The sequence below is a fragment of the Psychroflexus sediminis genome, assembly GCF_900099815.1.
GTDB classification, from domain to species: Bacteria; Bacteroidota; Bacteroidia; order Flavobacteriales; family Flavobacteriaceae; genus Psychroflexus; species Psychroflexus sediminis.
Map to the genome: position 1 here is coordinate 99,110 of NZ_FNCW01000004.1, position 17,136 is coordinate 116,245.

General features: G+C 38.9%; 14 protein-coding genes. 10 read left to right on the forward strand and 4 right to left on the reverse strand.

The window, feature by feature from the left end:
* The first annotated feature begins 36 nt into the window (after window positions 1–36).
* From BLP81_RS04870 to BLP81_RS04900, 7 genes are read left to right on the forward strand one after another with little or no spacing between them, the layout of a single operon-like run.
* Window positions 37–936 carry a MerR family transcriptional regulator gene (locus BLP81_RS04870; RefSeq protein WP_093366410.1) on the forward strand — a complete coding sequence of 300 codons (900 nt, stop codon included), beginning with the start codon at window positions 37–39 and terminating at the stop codon, window positions 934–936.
* 1 nt (window position 937) lies between these two features.
* Window positions 938–2,395, forward strand: coding sequence for a phytoene desaturase family protein (locus BLP81_RS04875; RefSeq protein WP_093366413.1), 1,458 nt, complete (start codon window positions 938–940; stop codon window positions 2,393–2,395).
* A gap of 4 nt (window positions 2,396–2,399) precedes the next feature.
* Window positions 2,400–3,239: a phytoene/squalene synthase family protein gene (locus tag BLP81_RS04880; protein ID WP_093366881.1), complete on the forward strand. Its 840-nt coding sequence runs from the start codon at window positions 2,400–2,402 to the stop codon at window positions 3,237–3,239.
* 4 nt (window positions 3,240–3,243) lie between these two features.
* Window positions 3,244–3,687 carry a sterol desaturase family protein gene (locus BLP81_RS04885; RefSeq protein ID WP_093366418.1) on the forward strand — a complete coding sequence of 148 codons (444 nt, stop codon included), beginning with the start codon at window positions 3,244–3,246 and terminating at the stop codon, window positions 3,685–3,687.
* 3 nt (window positions 3,688–3,690) lie between these two features.
* Window positions 3,691–5,160, forward strand: coding sequence for a 1-hydroxycarotenoid 3,4-desaturase CrtD (gene crtD, locus BLP81_RS04890; protein ID WP_093366422.1), 1,470 nt, complete (start codon window positions 3,691–3,693; stop codon window positions 5,158–5,160).
* A gap of 9 nt (window positions 5,161–5,169) precedes the next feature.
* Window positions 5,170–5,814, forward strand: coding sequence for a carotenoid biosynthesis protein (locus BLP81_RS04895; protein ID WP_093366425.1), 645 nt, complete (start codon window positions 5,170–5,172; stop codon window positions 5,812–5,814).
* A complete protein-coding gene (locus BLP81_RS04900; RefSeq protein WP_093366428.1) occupies window positions 5,801–6,961 on the forward strand; it encodes a lycopene cyclase family protein in 1,161 nt (386 codons plus the stop codon). The genes BLP81_RS04895 and BLP81_RS04900 overlap by 14 nt, the downstream gene beginning before the upstream one ends.
* Here BLP81_RS04900 and BLP81_RS04905 read toward each other — a convergent pair.
* From BLP81_RS04905 to BLP81_RS04915, 3 genes are all read right to left on the reverse strand, one after another.
* Window positions 6,958–7,641, reverse strand: coding sequence for a DUF3291 domain-containing protein (locus BLP81_RS04905; protein WP_093366430.1), 684 nt, complete (start codon window positions 7,639–7,641; stop codon window positions 6,958–6,960). The genes BLP81_RS04900 and BLP81_RS04905 overlap by 4 nt on opposite strands.
* Window positions 7,642–7,834: 193 nt before the next feature.
* Window positions 7,835–9,880, reverse strand: a complete 2,046-nt coding sequence (locus BLP81_RS04910) for a S9 family peptidase (RefSeq protein WP_093366433.1) — start codon at window positions 9,878–9,880, stop codon at window positions 7,835–7,837.
* Window positions 9,881–9,892: 12 nt separating this feature from the next.
* Window positions 9,893–11,539, reverse strand: coding sequence for an amidase family protein (locus BLP81_RS04915; RefSeq protein WP_093366884.1), 1,647 nt, complete (start codon window positions 11,537–11,539; stop codon window positions 9,893–9,895).
* Between the two features lie 185 nt (window positions 11,540–11,724).
* On the opposite strand from BLP81_RS04915, the gene BLP81_RS04920 reads away from it, so the two are divergent.
* A complete protein-coding gene (locus tag BLP81_RS04920; RefSeq protein ID WP_093366436.1) occupies window positions 11,725–12,069 on the forward strand; it encodes a hypothetical protein in 345 nt (114 codons plus the stop codon).
* Window positions 12,070–12,147: 78 nt separating this feature from the next.
* Here the strand turns inward: BLP81_RS04920 and BLP81_RS04925 are convergent, their stop codons facing one another.
* On the reverse strand, window positions 12,148–12,684 hold the full coding sequence (locus BLP81_RS04925; RefSeq protein WP_093366439.1) for an RNA polymerase sigma factor: 537 nt from the start codon (window positions 12,682–12,684) through the stop codon (window positions 12,148–12,150).
* A gap of 99 nt (window positions 12,685–12,783) precedes the next feature.
* Here BLP81_RS04925 and BLP81_RS04930 point away from each other — a divergent pair, with 99 nt between their 5' ends.
* Complete coding sequence (locus BLP81_RS04930; protein WP_093366442.1) at window positions 12,784–13,965, forward strand: FecR family protein; 1,182 nt, start codon at window positions 12,784–12,786, stop codon at window positions 13,963–13,965.
* A 29-nt stretch (window positions 13,966–13,994) separates the two neighbouring features.
* Window positions 13,995–17,027 carry a TonB-dependent receptor gene (locus BLP81_RS04935; protein WP_245686413.1) on the forward strand — a complete coding sequence of 1,011 codons (3,033 nt, stop codon included), beginning with the start codon at window positions 13,995–13,997 and terminating at the stop codon, window positions 17,025–17,027.
* The last annotated feature ends 109 nt before the right edge of the window (window positions 17,028–17,136 follow it).

Below are 17,136 nucleotides of genomic sequence, written 5' to 3' on the forward strand. Positions count from 1 at the left end.
TATTATACCTATTTTTGACTATTGTTAAATAATATCATGGGAAACATTAAACAAAATTTCAGCATTAAAGATTTAGAATCGTTGAGCGGTATTAAGGCACATACCATACGTATGTGGGAAAAGCGATACAGCGTTTTACAACCTGAACGTACAGAAACCAATATCAGAAATTATGGTGTCACCGGGCTTCAGAAAATTTTGAATATTGCGTTTTTAAATGAGAATGGTTACAAAATATCACGTATTTCCAAATTGGATGATAGTGAGATTTCGGAACTTGTACAAAGCATTACGACGAGTAAAAGCAATTCGAACAGAGCCCTGAAATCTATGAAAGTGGCTATGATGAATTTCGACCAGCCCTTGTTTCTTAGGACATATGAAAATCTTCTGGTCAACAAAACTTTTTCTGAGATATATGAAGAGGTTTTTATTCCGCTCATGATCGAAATTGGAATGCTCTGGCAGGCTGGAACGATAACCCCTGCACACGAGCAATTTATATCCAATTTGATTAAGCAGAAGTTATTTATCAATATCGAAAGCCTTCAAAAAGAACAGGCTTCCAAAACAGACAAAGTCTTTGTTTTGTTTCTACCTGATGAAGAGATTCATGACATCGGCTTGTTTTATGCCAATTATGAAATTTTATCCCATGGGTATAAAGTTATATTTCTTGGTCAAAGTCTGCCAATGAAAGATTTGACTTATCTTTCAACTTTGTACGACAATACGATTTTTGTAAGTTACCTAACTGTAAAACCTGATAATCTGACACAATACCTCGATGACTTCAAGGAGCATATATGTCCTGATGGAAGATGTGAATACTGGTTACTAGGTCGAAAATCTATTGAATTATTAGAAAATAATACCAAACTTCCTGAAGGCATCAGAGCATTTAGGGATATTTCAGAATTGTCATTAAATTTATAACATGAGTAAATCGATTGCAGTAATAGGCTCTGGCTTTTCATCATTGGCAGCGGCCTGTTATTTAGCCAAAAATGGCCATACCGTCGAAGTTTTTGAAAAAAATGAAAGCCTGGGAGGAAGGGCAAGACGCTTTAAACACGAAGGATTTACGTTTGATATGGGACCGTCCTGGTATTGGATGCCTGATGTATTCGAACGTTTTTTTGCAGACTTCGGGAAAAAGCCTTCAGATTATTATGAACTGGACAAACTGGACCCGGGTTACCAGGTAGTTTTTGAAGGTGGTGAAACCATTGAGATTGGAGATAGTTTAGAGAAAATCTATAAAATTTTTGACCGCGAGGAAAAAAACGGAGCCAAAAAGCTGAAAAAGTTTATAGACAATGCGCGTCATAATTATGACATAGCGATTAAAGACCTGGTTTATAAGCCAGGACTCTCTCCTTTAGAACTCGTCACCCCGAAAACCATATCAAAACTTGGTGAATTTTTCAGTACCGTTGATAAAGATGTTGAAAAGGAATTCAAGAATGAAAAGCTAAAGCAGATTTTAAAGTTTCCCGTTTTATTTTTGGGAGCTAAGCCCAGTGAAACGCCATCCTTTTATAATTTCATGAATTATGCAGATTTCGGCCTGGGGACCTGGCACCCGCGTGGTGGATTTCATGAAGTCATAGCGGCCATGGTTAAACTAGCCGAGTCTTTAGGTGTCAAATTGAATACCAATGCCAGTATCGATAAAATTTTAGTACAGGATAAAACTGCAAAGGCTTTAGAAATAAATGGAGAGGTCCGAGAATTTGATACGATATTGTCTGGCGCGGATTACCATCATACGGAAACCTTGCTTGATTCTGAACACCGTCAATATTCTGAAGGCTACTGGAAGAAAAAAGTTTTTGCCCCCTCATCTTTACTGTTCTACATAGGATTTGATAAAAAGCTTGAAAACGTACAACATCACAATTTGTTTTTCGATGTTGACTTCGATGAACATGCTAAGGACATTTATACCACTCCAAAGTGGCCGGATGAACCCCTATTCTACGCAAATTTCACATCTAAAACAGACCCAAGCACAGCACCTCCCGGACATGAAAATGGATTTTTCCTAGTCCCAATTGCTCCGGGCATAGAAGATACAGAAGAACTCAGAGAGACGTATTTTAACAAAATCATGACAAGGTTTGAATCGCTTACTAAACAGGAAGTTCAAAAAAATATTATATTTAAAAAGTCGTTTTGTGTGAATGACTTTGTGAAAGATTATAATTCATACAAAGGAAATGCTTACGGTATGGCAAACACCTTGTTACAAACCGCCTTTTTGAGGCCAAAATTGAAGAGTAAAAAAGTAAAAAACTTATATTTCACAGGGCAGCTTACAGTTCCGGGGCCAGGTGTTCCACCAGCATTGATTTCAGGTAAATTGGTATCTGAATTAATTGAAAAACATTAAAGCAATGAAATCATTATTTGATACAGTTTCCAGAGATTGCAGTAAGTTGGTTACCAATTCTTACAGTACTTCTTTTTCTATAGCTACAAAACTGCTCGCTCCTTCCATAAGACAGGATATCTACAATATATATGGCTTTGTAAGGTTTGCAGATGAGATTGTAGATACCTTTCATGAGTATGATAAATCAAAACTTTTTAAAAGTTTCCAGACTGAAATGTATGAAGCCATCGACCAGAAAATAAGCCTGAATCCCATTTTGAACAGCTTTCAGGAAACTGTACATAAATACAATATAGATGCTCATTTGTATGAATCGTTTATGGATAGTATGGAAAAAGACTTGCATAAATCCATTTATCTGACTCAGGAAGAATATGAAGCTTATATTTACGGAAGCGCCGATGTTGTTGGGTTGATGTGCCTTAAAGTTTTTGTAAAAGGCGATGAGGAAGCTTACGAAAGTTTGAAAAATGACGCTATGCGTTTGGGTTCTGCCTTCCAGAAAGTAAATTTTTTAAGAGATCTAAAGGCAGACTGTGAAGAACTGGAGAGGTCTTATTTTCCTAATGCAGACTTGAACTGTCTGGATGAAGAAACAAAATCAAACATTATTTCTGAAATCGATGCCGATTTTGAGGCTGGCTTAAGAGGCATAGGAAAATTACCGGTAGAAGCAAAATTAGGGGTATATACCGCTTATATTTATTACTCCAAATTGCTTCAAAAATTAAAGAATACACCTTCACTTGAAATTAAAAGCAGGAGAATACGAGTTCCTAATTATCAAAAAGCTAGTTTGCTGGCGAAATCTTACATTTCTTGTAGATTTAATTTAGTTTAAGAATATGGATATATTGATTTGGATTGTTGTGTTTTTAGCAACATTTTTGGGAATGGAGTTTATGGCATGGTTCACGCACAAATATGTCATGCATGGCTTTTTATGGGTTCTCCATAAAGATCACCATCATAAAAATCATAAGAGCTGGTGGGAACGCAACGATTTGTTTTTTGTGTTTTACGCCGTGGTAAGCATGTATTTTTTTATGGTCGCAGAGTTTCAGTTTGCAGTGGCTATCGGAGCCGGCATTGCAGGCTATGGCTTAGCTTATTTTCTGGTTCATGACATTTTTATCCATCAGCGCTTTAAATTATTTCGCAAAGCCGACCACTGGTATGCCAAGGGCATAAGACGTGCTCATAAAATTCATCACAAACATTTAGGCAAAGAAGACGGAGAGTGCTTTGGTATGCTCATACCACCCGCCAAATTTCTTAAAAACAAATAGAAGATGATATCAAAAGCTGCAGTTGTTGGTTCCGGTATCGCCGGAATTGCTTCAGCATTAAGGCTCAAAGCCAAAGGATACGACGTCGAAGTTTTTGAACAAAACAACTACACCGGAGGAAAACTTCACAGTTTCCGGAGAGGCGAATATAGATTTGATTACGGTCCATCATTATTCACTATGCCTCACTTGGTCGATGAATTGTTCGGGCTTTTTGATAAAAATCCTGAATCCTACTTTCAGTACAAAAGAAAAGAAAGCATTTGCAATTATTTCTGGGAAGATGGTCAGCGGTTTCAGGTGAAAGCCGATAAGGAGAAATTCATAGAAGAGGCTTCTGAAGCATTTGATGAACCCGCCAAACACCTCAGCGATTATCTTCAAAGCACACAAGACAAATATGAGCTCACCTCGAGCTTGTTCTTAGAAAAGTCACTTCACAAGTTTAGCACCTATCTTTCAAAGGATACGGTAAAAGCAATTTTAAATTTGAGCAAGTTACACCTGGACAACAGTCTCAATGAGGTGAATGAAAACTATTTTGACCATCCTAAACTCGTTCAGCTTTTCAACAGGTTTGCGACTTACAATGGTTCTTCTCCCTACAAGACCCCCGGCATCATGTCTATGATTCCTCATTTGGAAATGAACTACGGTGCTTTTATTCCAAAACACGGCATGCACGATATCTCTCAAAGTCTTACTCAGCTGGCTAAAGAGGTAGGAATAGATTTTCACCTCAGTCAACAAGTGGATGAAATTCTTTACGAAAACGGAAAAATCAAAGGTCTACAGGTAAATCAGGAAAAAAAGGAGTTTGATTTGATAGTTTGCAATATGGATGTATACTCCGCCTACTCTTCTTTGCTAAGAAAAGCTACACCCCCAAAAAAGACCTTGGAGCAGGAACGTTCGAGTTCAGCACTGATATTTTACTGGGGAATCAATAAAAAATTTAAAGACCTTGACTTACACAATATCCTCTTTACAGAAGATTACGAAAAGGAATTCGATCATCTTTTCAACAAAAAATACTTTACAGACGACCCTACGGTCTATATCAATATCACTTCTAAGGACGTGGAAGCGGATGCTCCAGAGGGTTCTGAAAACTGGTTTGTCATGGTCAATGCTCCTACAAACTGTGGCCAGGACTGGGCTGCGCAAACCACGTATATCAGAGAAAAAGTGATTGCAAAAATCAACACCTGCCTCGGTATCCAAATTGAAGATCATATTGAAGTTGAACATGTAGAAACTCCTGAAAGCATCGAAGCGGCTACCTCGTCTTTTCAAGGTTCGCTGTATGGAACCTCAAGCAATAACAAATTCGCCGCTTTTTTAAGGCATCCAAACTTTAGTTCCAAGATAAAAAACCTATACTTTTGCGGCGGAAGTGTTCATCCCGGCGGTGGTATCCCTTTGTGTTTACTCTCTGCTAAAATCGTTTCCGATTTAGTTTCACCAGCTTAAGCCCAGCTCATGAAAAGCCTGTTTAGCGAAAAGAAATATGTGTTCATTGCCATTGGTATACTATGGCTTTTTCATATCTCAGGAATCATAGGTATTAGTTTAGGTTTTCAAGACTGGTTTGCAAGCAGGACTGCACTCAACCTGCTGATTATGTTTATGGCCCTGATTTTTTTCTTCCCGATGGACACCCTCAAAAAATGGGCTTTCTTTTTTCTCTTTGGTCTGTCAGGAGTCTTTGTCGAATACCTGGGCGTTACATTCGGTTTATTTTTTGGGGAATATGCTTACGGAGATAACTTCGGGCCCAAAATTTCGGGTGTTCCCCTGCTGATTGGCATAAACTGGGCCATGCTTACCTTTATATGTGGTGCTGTTGCCAACAAATTATCGGATAATATTTTTCTGAAGTCGTTACTGGGAACATTCATGATGCTGTTATTGGATCTATTCATGGAAAAGATTGCGCCTATTTTTGATTTTTGGGAATTTACCGGCGGCTATGCTCCGGTGGATAATTATATCGCCTGGGGTATCATCTCTTTTATCTTTCTCCTGATCTTTCATTTTGCTAAAATTAAGGGGAATTTTCTGATTTCCTTTCACCTCTATCTGGTTCAACTCGTATTTTTTATCTATTTCTATGTCTACTATTAAATATGATTATATCATCGTAGGAGCTGGTGCAGCAGGATTGAATCTTGCCCTCGCCATGGCTGCTGATGCTTTTTTTGAAGACAAATCTATTCTGATTTTAGATAAAGATGCCAAAGACAAAAACGACAGAACCTGGAGTTTCTGGGAAAAAGGCACAGGGAATTGGGATAACATCATCTCCAAATCCTGGGACAAAGGGCTCGTGAAGGCTAATGGAGAATATATTCCTCTCAATCTGAAGAAATACAGGTATAAGACCCTAAGGTCAGCTGACTTTTACGATCACGCCAAAAAAACACTCCCAGAACCTAACTTCACCTGGAAAACTGAGCAGGTTCAAAAAATCATGCAGGCCGATGAAGCTGCTGTGGTGATTACCGATCAACAAAAATATAAAGCCAACTTGGTGTTCGATTCTCGAGTTCCGATGAGTTACTCAATAAAAGACGACAGTTATCTCAATATTGCCCAGCATTTCAAAGGGTGGATTATAGAAACTGAAAAACCTGTTTTCGATGACTCCATGTTCACGATGATGGACTTCGATTTGAAAGATGGGGAAAGCACAAGTTTTACTTACATCTTACCTTTCTCACCTAACAGAGCTCTTGTAGAATTTACTTACTTCAGTCCTGATGTGGTCGAGGAATCGACTTACGATGACTACTTAAAAAAATACATTTCGGAACATCTTCAGACTGATAGCTACACCATACTTGAAACCGAAAAAGGCATTATTCCGATGACTAATTTTCCTTTTGAAGATTATAACCAGAAACATATCATCAAAATCGGTACTGCAGGGGGTTGGGTTAAAGCTTCTTCGGGATATTCGTTTAAGAATTGCGAACGCAAAAGTCAAAACATCATCAAATTTCTGAAATCGAAACAGGAGTTTTATAAAGATTCAACGCCGGTTAAATACAAGCATTACGACAAAATATTTCTGGAAGTTCTTACCAAAGAAAATCACTTTGGAGAAGAGTTATTTTATAGAATGTATAAAAACAATTCTATTCAGACGATCTTCAGGTTTCTGGATGAAAAGTCCTCTTTTCAGGAGGATTTAAAAATTATCATGAACTTAAGTTCCTCCCCTTTTATCAAGGGATTTATGAGGCATTTAAAAAGTGGGTTCAATACTTAGGGCTTTAACACTACTCTGTTCTGAAGCCGGAATCTCGAAAAGAGTTCTTCACTGTACCAGTCCAGCGTTCTGGTTTTTTGAATGGCTTTGATATGTTCATGACTTTGATAAGCATAAGCCTGAAGACTTTCCATATTTTTCCAAATACTGAACGTAGCCATTTCTACAAATGGTAATTCCCCAAATCCTTTAGTATACACCAGACCTTTCGCGTTTTCCAGGGGTTTTTGAGACTCGGGAACAAATTTCCAGAATTTTAAGAGCTGGCTGGTTTTAATACTGGCTCTGGTAATCACCGCAATTTGATCTTCCTCACCAATGTTTTTAGGCTGAACCGACGACTGAAAGGGGTTTTTACCATTCCACAAGCCTCTGGCCTGAATACTTTCCAGGTAAAGCACTTCCATCTTCTGAGTATGCTTCAGATACACATCGCTCAGGGGATGAGTTTCAAAAAAATCTTCAGCGAAGCTTCTATCCTCCCACACCTGTAAAACAGCGTACACATTCCAGTCTGGTAATGGATTGAAATTTTCCTTTCCACTGCCCAGTAATTTATAAAAACTCAGCCCTTTAACGGATTTCATATAGCGATGACCAAATTGCATCATGGACAAGGCCCAGAATTTATCAGTGAATCCCTGGTAAGTTAAAATTGTAAGTGTGGTGATTTGAGACATAAACTATAAAACATTAAAGGTGAAAACTAATTGGCTTACAACCTAGTTTTCACCTTTATTTTAGTACTTATTAAACAAAAAGTGATACCCTATCTTAAATCTGGTTCGATTCCAACCTGCCTGCGTGACTTGGACAGGCAGGCCCGCCTGCATATCTTAAAGGGTAGGTTCAGAGTAAAAATCAATAACCAAATTAGTTCTTATACTTATCAAACCAGTTTGTAATGTATTCTACTTTCCTGAACAAATTGCTTGGTTTACCTGCTATGCCATGGCCGGAACCTGCAATGCGGACCATCACAGCGTCGATCCCCTGAAGTTTTAAAGCCGTGTAATATTGCTCGGTTTCACTCATTGGCGTTCTATAATCCTGCTGACCTGTCAATAACATGGTTGGTGTTTTCACGTTGCCTACCAGCGAAATTGGAGAAAACTTCAAATAATCTTCTGGTGACTCCCATGGCATATCTTTGAACCAGTACTTAGAAAAGAATGGTGAAGCATCTGCGGTTAATACAAAGCTATACCAGTTAATAACTGGTTTGGCAACAACAGCTGCCTGGAAACGGTCTGTTTTACCAATAGACCAGGCGGTAAGCACTCCGCCTCCACTTCCTCCGGTGATGAATAAGTTATCTGTATCTACATATCCCTGATCGATTACATAATCTGTAGCGTCCATCAAGTCGTTGTAATCTTCACTTGGGTAATTGTGATTGATGTAAGCTGCAAAGTCTTCTCCATAGCTTGTACTTCCTCGTGGATTGGTATACACCACCACATAGCCTTTACTGGCCATAAACTGCAGTTCCGGTGAAAAGCGGGAGCCATAGTTGGTATAAGGCCCACCATGAATTTCAAGAATTAAGGGATATGTTTTTGAAGGATCAAAATCTGGCGGGGTAATGATCCATCCCTGAACTTTAAAATCATCAACCGAAGACTCTACCCAAAATTCTTCGACTTCACCTAATTTCTCTGACTTTAAAAGATTCTCATTTAAATGGGTTAAAAGCTTTGGTTTTGAATTTGATTTACTGCGGACTACAGCGAGTTCGGAAGGTGTAGAAGTGGTCACATGAGAAAACGCCACACGGCCATCAGTTGACACGGAATAACTTCCACCACCATAAGGCCTGCCTATACTGGCTGAACCCAGGTCTTTCGCAATGGTCCTGGTATTCCCCTGTAAATCTATATTTCCAATCTTGCTATTTCCCTCCTCATCATATCTAAAGTAGATGGACTTGCTATCCTGTGCCCAGGTGACTGAAGAGATATCCTGAGCAAAATCTTCCGACAAGACCTGAACACCCCCTCCTTCTCTATTCATCAAATATAGCTCTGTCAATTGATAACCTACAAACTCATCCTTAAAGCCTGCATAAGCGATGTATTTACCATCAGGCGAAATCTTCGGAGAATAATACGGGCCGCGATCGCTGGTGAGTTGTTTCACCTCTCCTGTGATCAGGTTTTGTTGATAAATCTGCTCGTTGTTGGGATCGAGTTCGGCATCTTTAGATTTATCCACGGTATATATAATGTGTTTCCCATCCGGCGCCCAGGAAGGTGAGCCATATTGATGAGATCCGGAGGTTACTTGACGTGCTGTGCCGCCAGCGGCAGAAATAACAAAAAGATGGCGATAACCATCCTGAACGTATCCTCCACCATCACGTCTGTAAACGGCTTTGTCTATAACGTCGGCACCTTCCTCCCACTGAGCACCTGAAGGGGGTTTGGGCAGGTTGGCTTTAATTGCTTTCGAAGATTCCGGAACAAACTTACTGAATAAGAGTTGAGAACCATCTGGTGACCAGCTTATACTGGAAGGGCTCTCTGTAAAATTGGTTATGGCTGCGGTAGTTTTGGAATCCAGCCAATACACATAGAGCTGATTGGAACCTTCCTGATTGGAGGTGAAAGCGAACTTATCCCCCTGAGGAGACCAGGTCACATTACCATAATATTTTGTTCCTGTAGTTATCGGATAATGCTTTGTACCGTCAAATGAAATTTGCCAGAGATTGACCAGTCGCCGATCGGTCATCACATCAAACTGATGCCTTTCATAAATAATGGTTTTCCCATCCGGTGAAATCGCAGGGCTGGAAACCATTTGTAAATCGAAAAGATCCATATAACCAAAATGTTCTTCTGCAATCTGAGCCTGTAACGGACTCGTAAAGCATAAAAAAAGGCTGAAAACTAAAATATGAATAGTTGAATTTTTCATCTGTATATGAATTTAATTAGCGTATAATTGTGGGGATTTTCTTTTTTGAGAGGCTTGTTCATAGAGTTTCGCAAAGCTATAAATATCAGATTCCTGATAAGGCTTTGTAATAAAGGTAAGGCCTTCGGGCTCACCTTCAGCAGTGTATCCCATAGGAACCGTTAAGGCCGGATATTTGGCGGCTGCGGCCTGACCTGCATTATAGTTATTAATAGATATGACCGCATCCAGATTATGTGTTTGCATAGGTTTTTCGAAATAATCAATGCCTGCCAGCAAAAGATTTCTCCGTATTTCAACAAGCTCATGTTCGGTTAAGTCTAAGTCTTCAATACCTTCAAATCTTGCCTGGCCATAAGGGATTCTAAGCGTTGAATCTTTTAGGTTGAATTGCATGACGTCATAAGCCTGTTTCACCTCGACCTCATCTGAGGCATATAATTCCAAATACTTTTCTAAATCTATTTTCATATCACCGCTTAGCAATTCGCTAAAGCCCTCAAAGTTCATTGGTTTGGGATCAATTTCAATAATCTCAGCACCGAGCTTTTTTAAATCTTTAATAGCTTGCTGGTATAAGGAATCCTGTAAGTAAGACTGGTATGCCCCAAGTCTAACACCGGCTAAGTTTTTTCGTACTTCAATTTCCCAGGGCACTTTGGAAGGTGAGGATTTACTTCTTGGAGAAGCCATGGCCGAAAAGAGAATCGAATTGTCTTTTAAGGTCTTGGTTATAGGTCCAGGCGTGTCCAAGGTACCTGAAATAGGCACAGTTCCCTCCTGGCTAAGAATTCCGATGGTGGGTTTTAAACCTACCACAGACTGCTGACTAGACGGTGACAAAATAGAGCCAGAGGTTTCAGAACCAACGGCGGCCACCGCATAATTTGCAGCTACAGCCACTGCGCTACCTGAACTTGAGCCACCCGTATCAAACCGTCTTAAACCATACGGATTCAAGGTTTGTCCACCCACAGCACTATATCCGTTTGGACAACCCGCGCAAAGGAAATTGGCCCACTCACTCAAATTTGCTTTACCCAATATGAGACCTCCATGGGATTTTAGGTTTGCCACAACTTCGGCATCGTTTTCTGTCCGGTTATTTAGTAAAGCGACCGACCCTGCTGTTGTAGGCATAGATTCCGTGTTGATATTGTCTTTTACAATTATGGGCATACCGCGTAAGGGGTGGTTACTGGCAAAAGATCCGGCATCCATTTGTTCAGCCTGAGCTATAAGATTTGGATTGACTGAAATCATAGCATTTAAAGCTAAGTCCTTATTGCTCTCAAATTGAGCAATCCTATACAGGTACCATTGAGATAATTCTTTATAAGAAAAAAGACCTTCTGAAATTTGATCCTGTAGGGTTTCAATTTCTTTATCTAAAATAAGTGGCGTGAGTTCTAAATACCTTTCTGCTGAAAAACCATCGAGCTGAGAAATGATGGTGTTAATCATTTCATTCCTATCTGTAACTTTAGACTGAATTAATTTGTAGCGTAAGCGTTGAGACTCGTTTTCTGCGTTTGCTTCGATTAAGCCTGTTTCATCATAGGGGACCCAGGTATCGAATTCTGGAAAATTATCTTGTTTGCAAGATGAAAACCATATCACCGAAATTAAAGCGAGGTAAATGAACTTATTTGTAGTCATAGATTCAAAAGGGTTTAATTTTATAGAGAGGCTTAAATTACAAATAATAAGTAAAAAAATCATCTATCGTCTCTATGCATTTAAATTAAAAATGAAGGAGAATTTTGTAAGTTGATAAAATTATAGCTAACTTTATAAAATGTTATCATCCTGAATTTTACCCTTTTACATTTTAAACCTCTGTTATGAAGCGCATAAACCTGATTGAGAGTTACAGATTAAAATACAAAAACCTAATTAACCCTGATCTTATTTATCTTGGTTTATTACAAACCTCAACTGAAGTTTTTCTAGAGAAAATATTAGACTCCAAGCCAGAGCTTATTGTACAGCACAATTTAGAAAACGTCTATGACAGTGATTTAGAACCATTACTTCCTCACATTAGTGCAGCTTTATTTAATCCACTCGTAGATATTGATGATAATGCCTGCCGTTTTTTACTTCGTATGGACCCCTTGAGCATTGCCATGAATTATGATGGTATTTTTTCTGAAGAAGCTACTGAACGTCTTTTAAATTTTATTTAAGTTAAAACCAGGTCGCTGTGATAAAGCTTTCCTGTTGCGGGATATAGGTTTATGTCAAACTTCTGAGGCTTTTTGTCCTTATAAGGCAAATAAATTCGCTCTTTTTCTAAGATGCTTTAAAGCTTTAGACATTTGATTTTCCACAGTTTTGACAGAAATGTCCATGTCGATAGCGATATCCTTGTACTTTGTATTTTCCAACTTGCTTTTTATAAAAATCTCCTTGCACCTTGCAGGCAGCTCGTCGATAAGCTGATGTAGTTGTTTTAATCTATCCTTTTGAGGAAGTTCCTGGGGATTTACTGAACTTGCAATCACCTCCCATTTAATGGCATCCAAGTCATCAAAGCATATCTTTTTTTTTCGTAAATGTTGCAAAAACTGATTGTGACAGGATGTAAATAAATAGTTTTTTAAGGAACTTGTGATGTTGATGTGCTCGCGTTTCTGATAAAACTTCATTAACATATCCTGAACAATATCTTCAGATAGTTTTTTGTTTTCACACAGCCTAAAAACGTAGTTACAGAGCCATTCATAGTATTTTTCATACAAAATTTTGTAAGCGATTTCATCTCCTGTTTTCAGTTTTTCAATAAAAACGCTGTCTTCCATAATCAACAAATTAAGGATATTAATTAATTAAATCGATAATAGATAGGGGTTTTTTAACAAAACTGCATCTTATAAGTAGGAAGATTACATTTTATTCAAATGAACTCAGAACAACTTATTATAAAATATTTGAACAGTAGCCTTACGGCCGAGGAAAGAATCCGTTTAAAAAACTGGGTGATGAACGACCCGGAACATCTTAAAACTTTTAAGAAAAGGATTCGCTCCCATTCCTATGTCATTCCCTTGCAGTTTGATTCCGATAAAGCTTTTGAAATATTTTATCAGAAGCTTCACTTGAAAAAAAGAAGGCGTAAACGAAAACTGCACTTTATTTCGTTTGCTGCAAGTTTGGCGGTCTTAATCGCTTTAGGCCTTCTCTTTCAAAATTCAGAAATACTGACAAGGAGTAAAACGAGTCTTAGCCAAAACGACGCTAATGAAAGCATAAAGCAGATTCAAATTACACTTCCTGACGGGAGTACTCAGGTTATAGATAAAAAGTCGACTTCGAATATTGAAACCGAGGTTGGCGAGCTCATAGCCCGCAAATCGGGAGGTGTTTTAGATTTTGGGAGCCCTGAAATTTTTGCAAAAGACACATCTGCCACCCAAATAGATATTCCATACGGCGAAAAACTTAAGATTAAACTATCTGATGGCACTCTGGTATGGCTGAATTCAGGGACAAGTTTTAGATTTCCAAAGCATTTTGGCAGGGATTTAAAAACCAGAACTGTAGAGGTGGTTGGTGAAGCTTATTTTGAAGTGACCGAAAATAAACAACAGCCTTTTATAGTCACCACGCCAAGTCTGACTGTGAAAGTCCTGGGCACGCATTTCAATGTCTCTTCCTATTCTAACGACTCCAGTACAGAAGCTACTCTTATGGAGGGTGAAGTACAGGTATATACACCCGAAAATGATAAAAACCCCTTGAATCTGAGACCCAATGAACAGGCGGTATTTGAAAAATCAAACGAAAGTCTAAAAAGGAACAGTGTAGTGGCAAGTGACTTTAATTCCTGGATTGACAATATCTTGATCATAGATGGCTTAACCTTCTTAGAATTGAAAAATAAACTCGAGAGAAAATATAATGTTATCATCACAAATACTGTAAACGATATTTGGGATAATAAATACAGAGGTGAATTTAAGGATGAATCTCTCAGGGAAACTTTAGAAACAATTGCCCTGAGTTCTCATTTTGAGTATGAAATCAAAGGCAAACACGTCAGCATTTTCAAACCGAAAAAAAAGCCAACCACCAGTGATTAAGTAGAATATTAATTTAAAAACATGTTATGATGAAAATTCACAAAAGTCAAGTGGAAATGAACACAGGTTTCATTTCAAAACGTTCAACAGTAAAAACACTACTAAGTTTTGTCTTATCCATCTTTTTAGCCTGGCAGGGTTTTGCAAATACAAACTTGCAGCAAAGCTTATCTGTTGACTATGAAAATGCAGCCCTTATTGATATCCTCAATGACATCAAATTAAGGTCTAATTATAAGTTCTTTTATGATGTCAATGAAATTGAAGAAACCAGAAAAATAAGTGTGAAGGCTGAAAATTTAGCTTTTGAAGATATTTTAAAAGAAATTGGTGCAAAAGCCAATTTCGATTATGCGTTTAATGGAGACCAGGTGGTGCTGACAGCAGCTGTAAATCCGGTTGCAATCACCGAAGAAGTGATTCAAGACAGGCAAGTCACCGGTACAGTTGTGGACAAGGATGGTAATCCACTCCCTGGAGCCAACATAGTCGTAAAAGGTACCAGTATTGGTGCTCAAACTGATTTTGATGGTAATTTCTCCCTTCAAGTTCCAGAAGATAAAAGCATTCTGGTTGTTTCTTATGTAGGTTTCAAAAACGAAGAAGTAAATGTAGATGGTAAATCCAGTGTGGAAGTTCAGCTGAAGCCAGATGCCGGACAACTAGACGCCGTCGTGGTAGTTGGAACACGTGGTAAACCGCGAACCTCTTTTGATTCCCCCGTTGCTGTGGATAATTTCAAAACCTCAGAATTGGAAAAAACAGGAAGACCTGCCATAGATCAGCAATTGATGATGCGAGTCCCTTCCTATAATGCCACCGAGCAACCTGTTTCTGATGCTGCGGCTCACTTCAATCCAGCCGACCTGAGAGGTCTTCTGCCAAGTAGGACATTAGTTCTGGTAAATGGAAAGCGAAAAAATGTGAGTGCACTCGTCTATAGTTATGTAACAGCAGGTCGCGGTGAAGTAGGTGTTGATATGAAAGCTATCCCTTCAGCAGCTTTAGAAAGCGTTGAAATCTTAAGAGACGGTGCTGCTGCACAGTACGGCTCTGATGCGATTGCCGGGGTGATTAATTTAGTTATGAAAAAAGAAGTAGATCCCTTTATCAATACAAATTTTAGTACTACTACCCGCGGTGATGGAGAGATGTATCAGCTAGAGTCTGGTTTTGGTATAGATTTAGGACCTAAAGGCTATGCCAATTTCACCCTGAGCCATATGGAATCTCAAACCACACAACGTGCAGGAGAAATTACAAGTCTTGAAGATGAGGCTAATTACTGGGGTGTTACAGACAATACAGCCTATAACACCAGTGATTTGAGAAGCTTCCTGGATAGAAATCCAAGCGCAGGTTTCCAGGTGGGCTTACCGGAATCGCAAATAACCAACTTTGCCTATAATGTTGGTTTTGAGCTCGATGAAGAATCTCAGACCGAGATTTACTCGTTTGGTACACTGACCAATAGAGAAGGATCGGCTCCTCAGTTTGCGAGAGTTCCTTACTGGGTCTCTGGGTTTCAGGCCATTTACCCGGATCAGGATTTCTTTTTAGCTAAAATGGCTCCTCACATTAAGGACCACACCTTTGCTTTAGGGCTCAAAACAACCTACAATGAATGGAATTTCGATTTAAGTTCTACCTTAGGTAAAAATAGAATTGACTATTATATAAAAGATTCTTTCAACCAGTCCTTCGGTGGAAGTAGCCCATCAGATTTTTATAATGGTGCTCACCAGTTTAGTCATGTTGTAAACAATTTGGATATAGACAGAACCTTTTACGATACAGGTCTTGAAGCTTTGACTTTAGCCTTTGGTGTGGAACAAAGAACAGAGCGTTACGTCACGGAAGAAGGTGAATTCGCTTCTTACGGAGATGGAACTCCAAATGACCCTACCGACAGAACCGGATCTGAATCTTTTGGAGGGTTTAGCCCGGAAAATGTATCTGATAACTACCGATCTAACTTTGGGGTTTATACAGATGTTACAGCAGACTTCACAGAGTCTTTTCTGGTCAGTGGTGCTTTGCGGTATGAAAATTATACGGATTTTGGCTCTAACGTGAGCTGGAAGCTAGCCTCTCGTGTTAAAACCTTAGACGATAAGCTTGTCTTTAGAGGTTCTGTAAGTAATGGTTTTAGAGCACCAGCCCTACATCAAATTTACTATACGGCAACCACTACAACACTGACAGTCAATGGAGTTCAGCAAAATGGTATTTTAGATAATAAAAATCCGGCCTTAAGAGCTTTAGGCATTCCGGAATTGGATGCAGAAACCTCTTTTAACTTAAGCGGAGGTATGACTTACAGGTTTAGTCGAAATTCTGGAATTACTATAGATGCCTACCAGATCGATGTTGATGACAGGATTGTACTCTCCGGCCAGGTTACAGCTACAGGAGATCCAAACAGCCCAATTGATCAAACGCTAAGCAGTGTGGGTGTAGGTTCTGCCGGCTTCTTTTTGAATGCTATAGATACCAGGACTCAGGGAATAGATATTGTTTACAGCTACAATAATATTGAGATAGGACGTGGTTTTTTGAGCGGTAGTATTGCTGCTAACTTCAATAAAACTGAAGTACAAAGCACCAATTTCCCTTCATTTATTGAAAACAATAACCTGGGCGATGACTTATTTTCCAGAGAAGATGTTTCCAGGGTGGAAACCTGGAGACCTAGACAAAAAATTATAGGGACGGCAAGCTATGAAATTGATAAGTTGACTGCAAATTTATCACTGATGTATTACGGCTCCGTAACTTACCGTCACCCTACCAACCCTGTAGATGATGCCACCTACGGTGGTAAGACTTTAACAGACTTAAGTTTCAACTATGCATTTACCGACAAAATTAACTTCACTCTAGGTGTAAATAATCTGTTTGACGTATTTCCAGATACATTTGCAGAGGCTTATGCTGGAAGAGGCGGTCACCCTCAGGACAGAAACTTAGACTTCGTTGGAAGATTCAAGTATCCATGGCAGACGACTCAGTTTGGTATTGATGGAGCTCGAATTTTTTCTCAACTGAATATTACTTTCTAATCTTTAACTAAATCTAATTTAATTTACCTCTGCCAATACTGGCAGAGGTTTTTTTATGGTTCTGCTTTATATGAAATCGATACGAGATAAATTAATAGCAAAAGTCATT

Bases quoted from the DNA above. Each gene is read 5' to 3' on its own strand.
- BLP81_RS04910 (WP_093366433.1), bottom strand. From the start codon at position 9,880: ATGAAAAATTCAACTATTCATATTTTAGTTTTCAGCCTTTTTTTATGC.
- BLP81_RS04885 (WP_093366418.1), top strand. From the start codon at position 3,244: ATGGATATATTGATTTGGATTGTTGTGTTTTTAGCAACATTTTTGGGA.
- BLP81_RS04895 (WP_093366425.1), top strand. From the start codon at position 5,170: ATGAAAAGCCTGTTTAGCGAAAAGAAATATGTGTTCATTGCCATTGGT.
- BLP81_RS04875 (WP_093366413.1), top strand. From the start codon at position 938: ATGAGTAAATCGATTGCAGTAATAGGCTCTGGCTTTTCATCATTGGCA.
- BLP81_RS04920 (WP_093366436.1), top strand. From the start codon at position 11,725: ATGAAGCGCATAAACCTGATTGAGAGTTACAGATTAAAATACAAAAAC.
- BLP81_RS04935 (WP_245686413.1), top strand. From the start codon at position 13,995: ATGAAAATTCACAAAAGTCAAGTGGAAATGAACACAGGTTTCATTTCA.
- BLP81_RS04930 (WP_093366442.1), top strand. From the start codon at position 12,784: ATGAACTCAGAACAACTTATTATAAAATATTTGAACAGTAGCCTTACG.
- BLP81_RS04925 (WP_093366439.1), bottom strand. From the start codon at position 12,684: ATGGAAGACAGCGTTTTTATTGAAAAACTGAAAACAGGAGATGAAATC.
- BLP81_RS04905 (WP_093366430.1), bottom strand. From the start codon at position 7,641: ATGTCTCAAATCACCACACTTACAATTTTAACTTACCAGGGATTCACT.
- BLP81_RS04915 (WP_093366884.1), bottom strand. From the start codon at position 11,539: ATGACTACAAATAAGTTCATTTACCTCGCTTTAATTTCGGTGATATGG.
- crtD (WP_093366422.1), top strand. From the start codon at position 3,691: ATGATATCAAAAGCTGCAGTTGTTGGTTCCGGTATCGCCGGAATTGCT.
- BLP81_RS04880 (WP_093366881.1), top strand. From the start codon at position 2,400: ATGAAATCATTATTTGATACAGTTTCCAGAGATTGCAGTAAGTTGGTT.
- BLP81_RS04900 (WP_093366428.1), top strand. From the start codon at position 5,801: ATGTCTACTATTAAATATGATTATATCATCGTAGGAGCTGGTGCAGCA.
- BLP81_RS04870 (WP_093366410.1), top strand. From the start codon at position 37: ATGGGAAACATTAAACAAAATTTCAGCATTAAAGATTTAGAATCGTTG.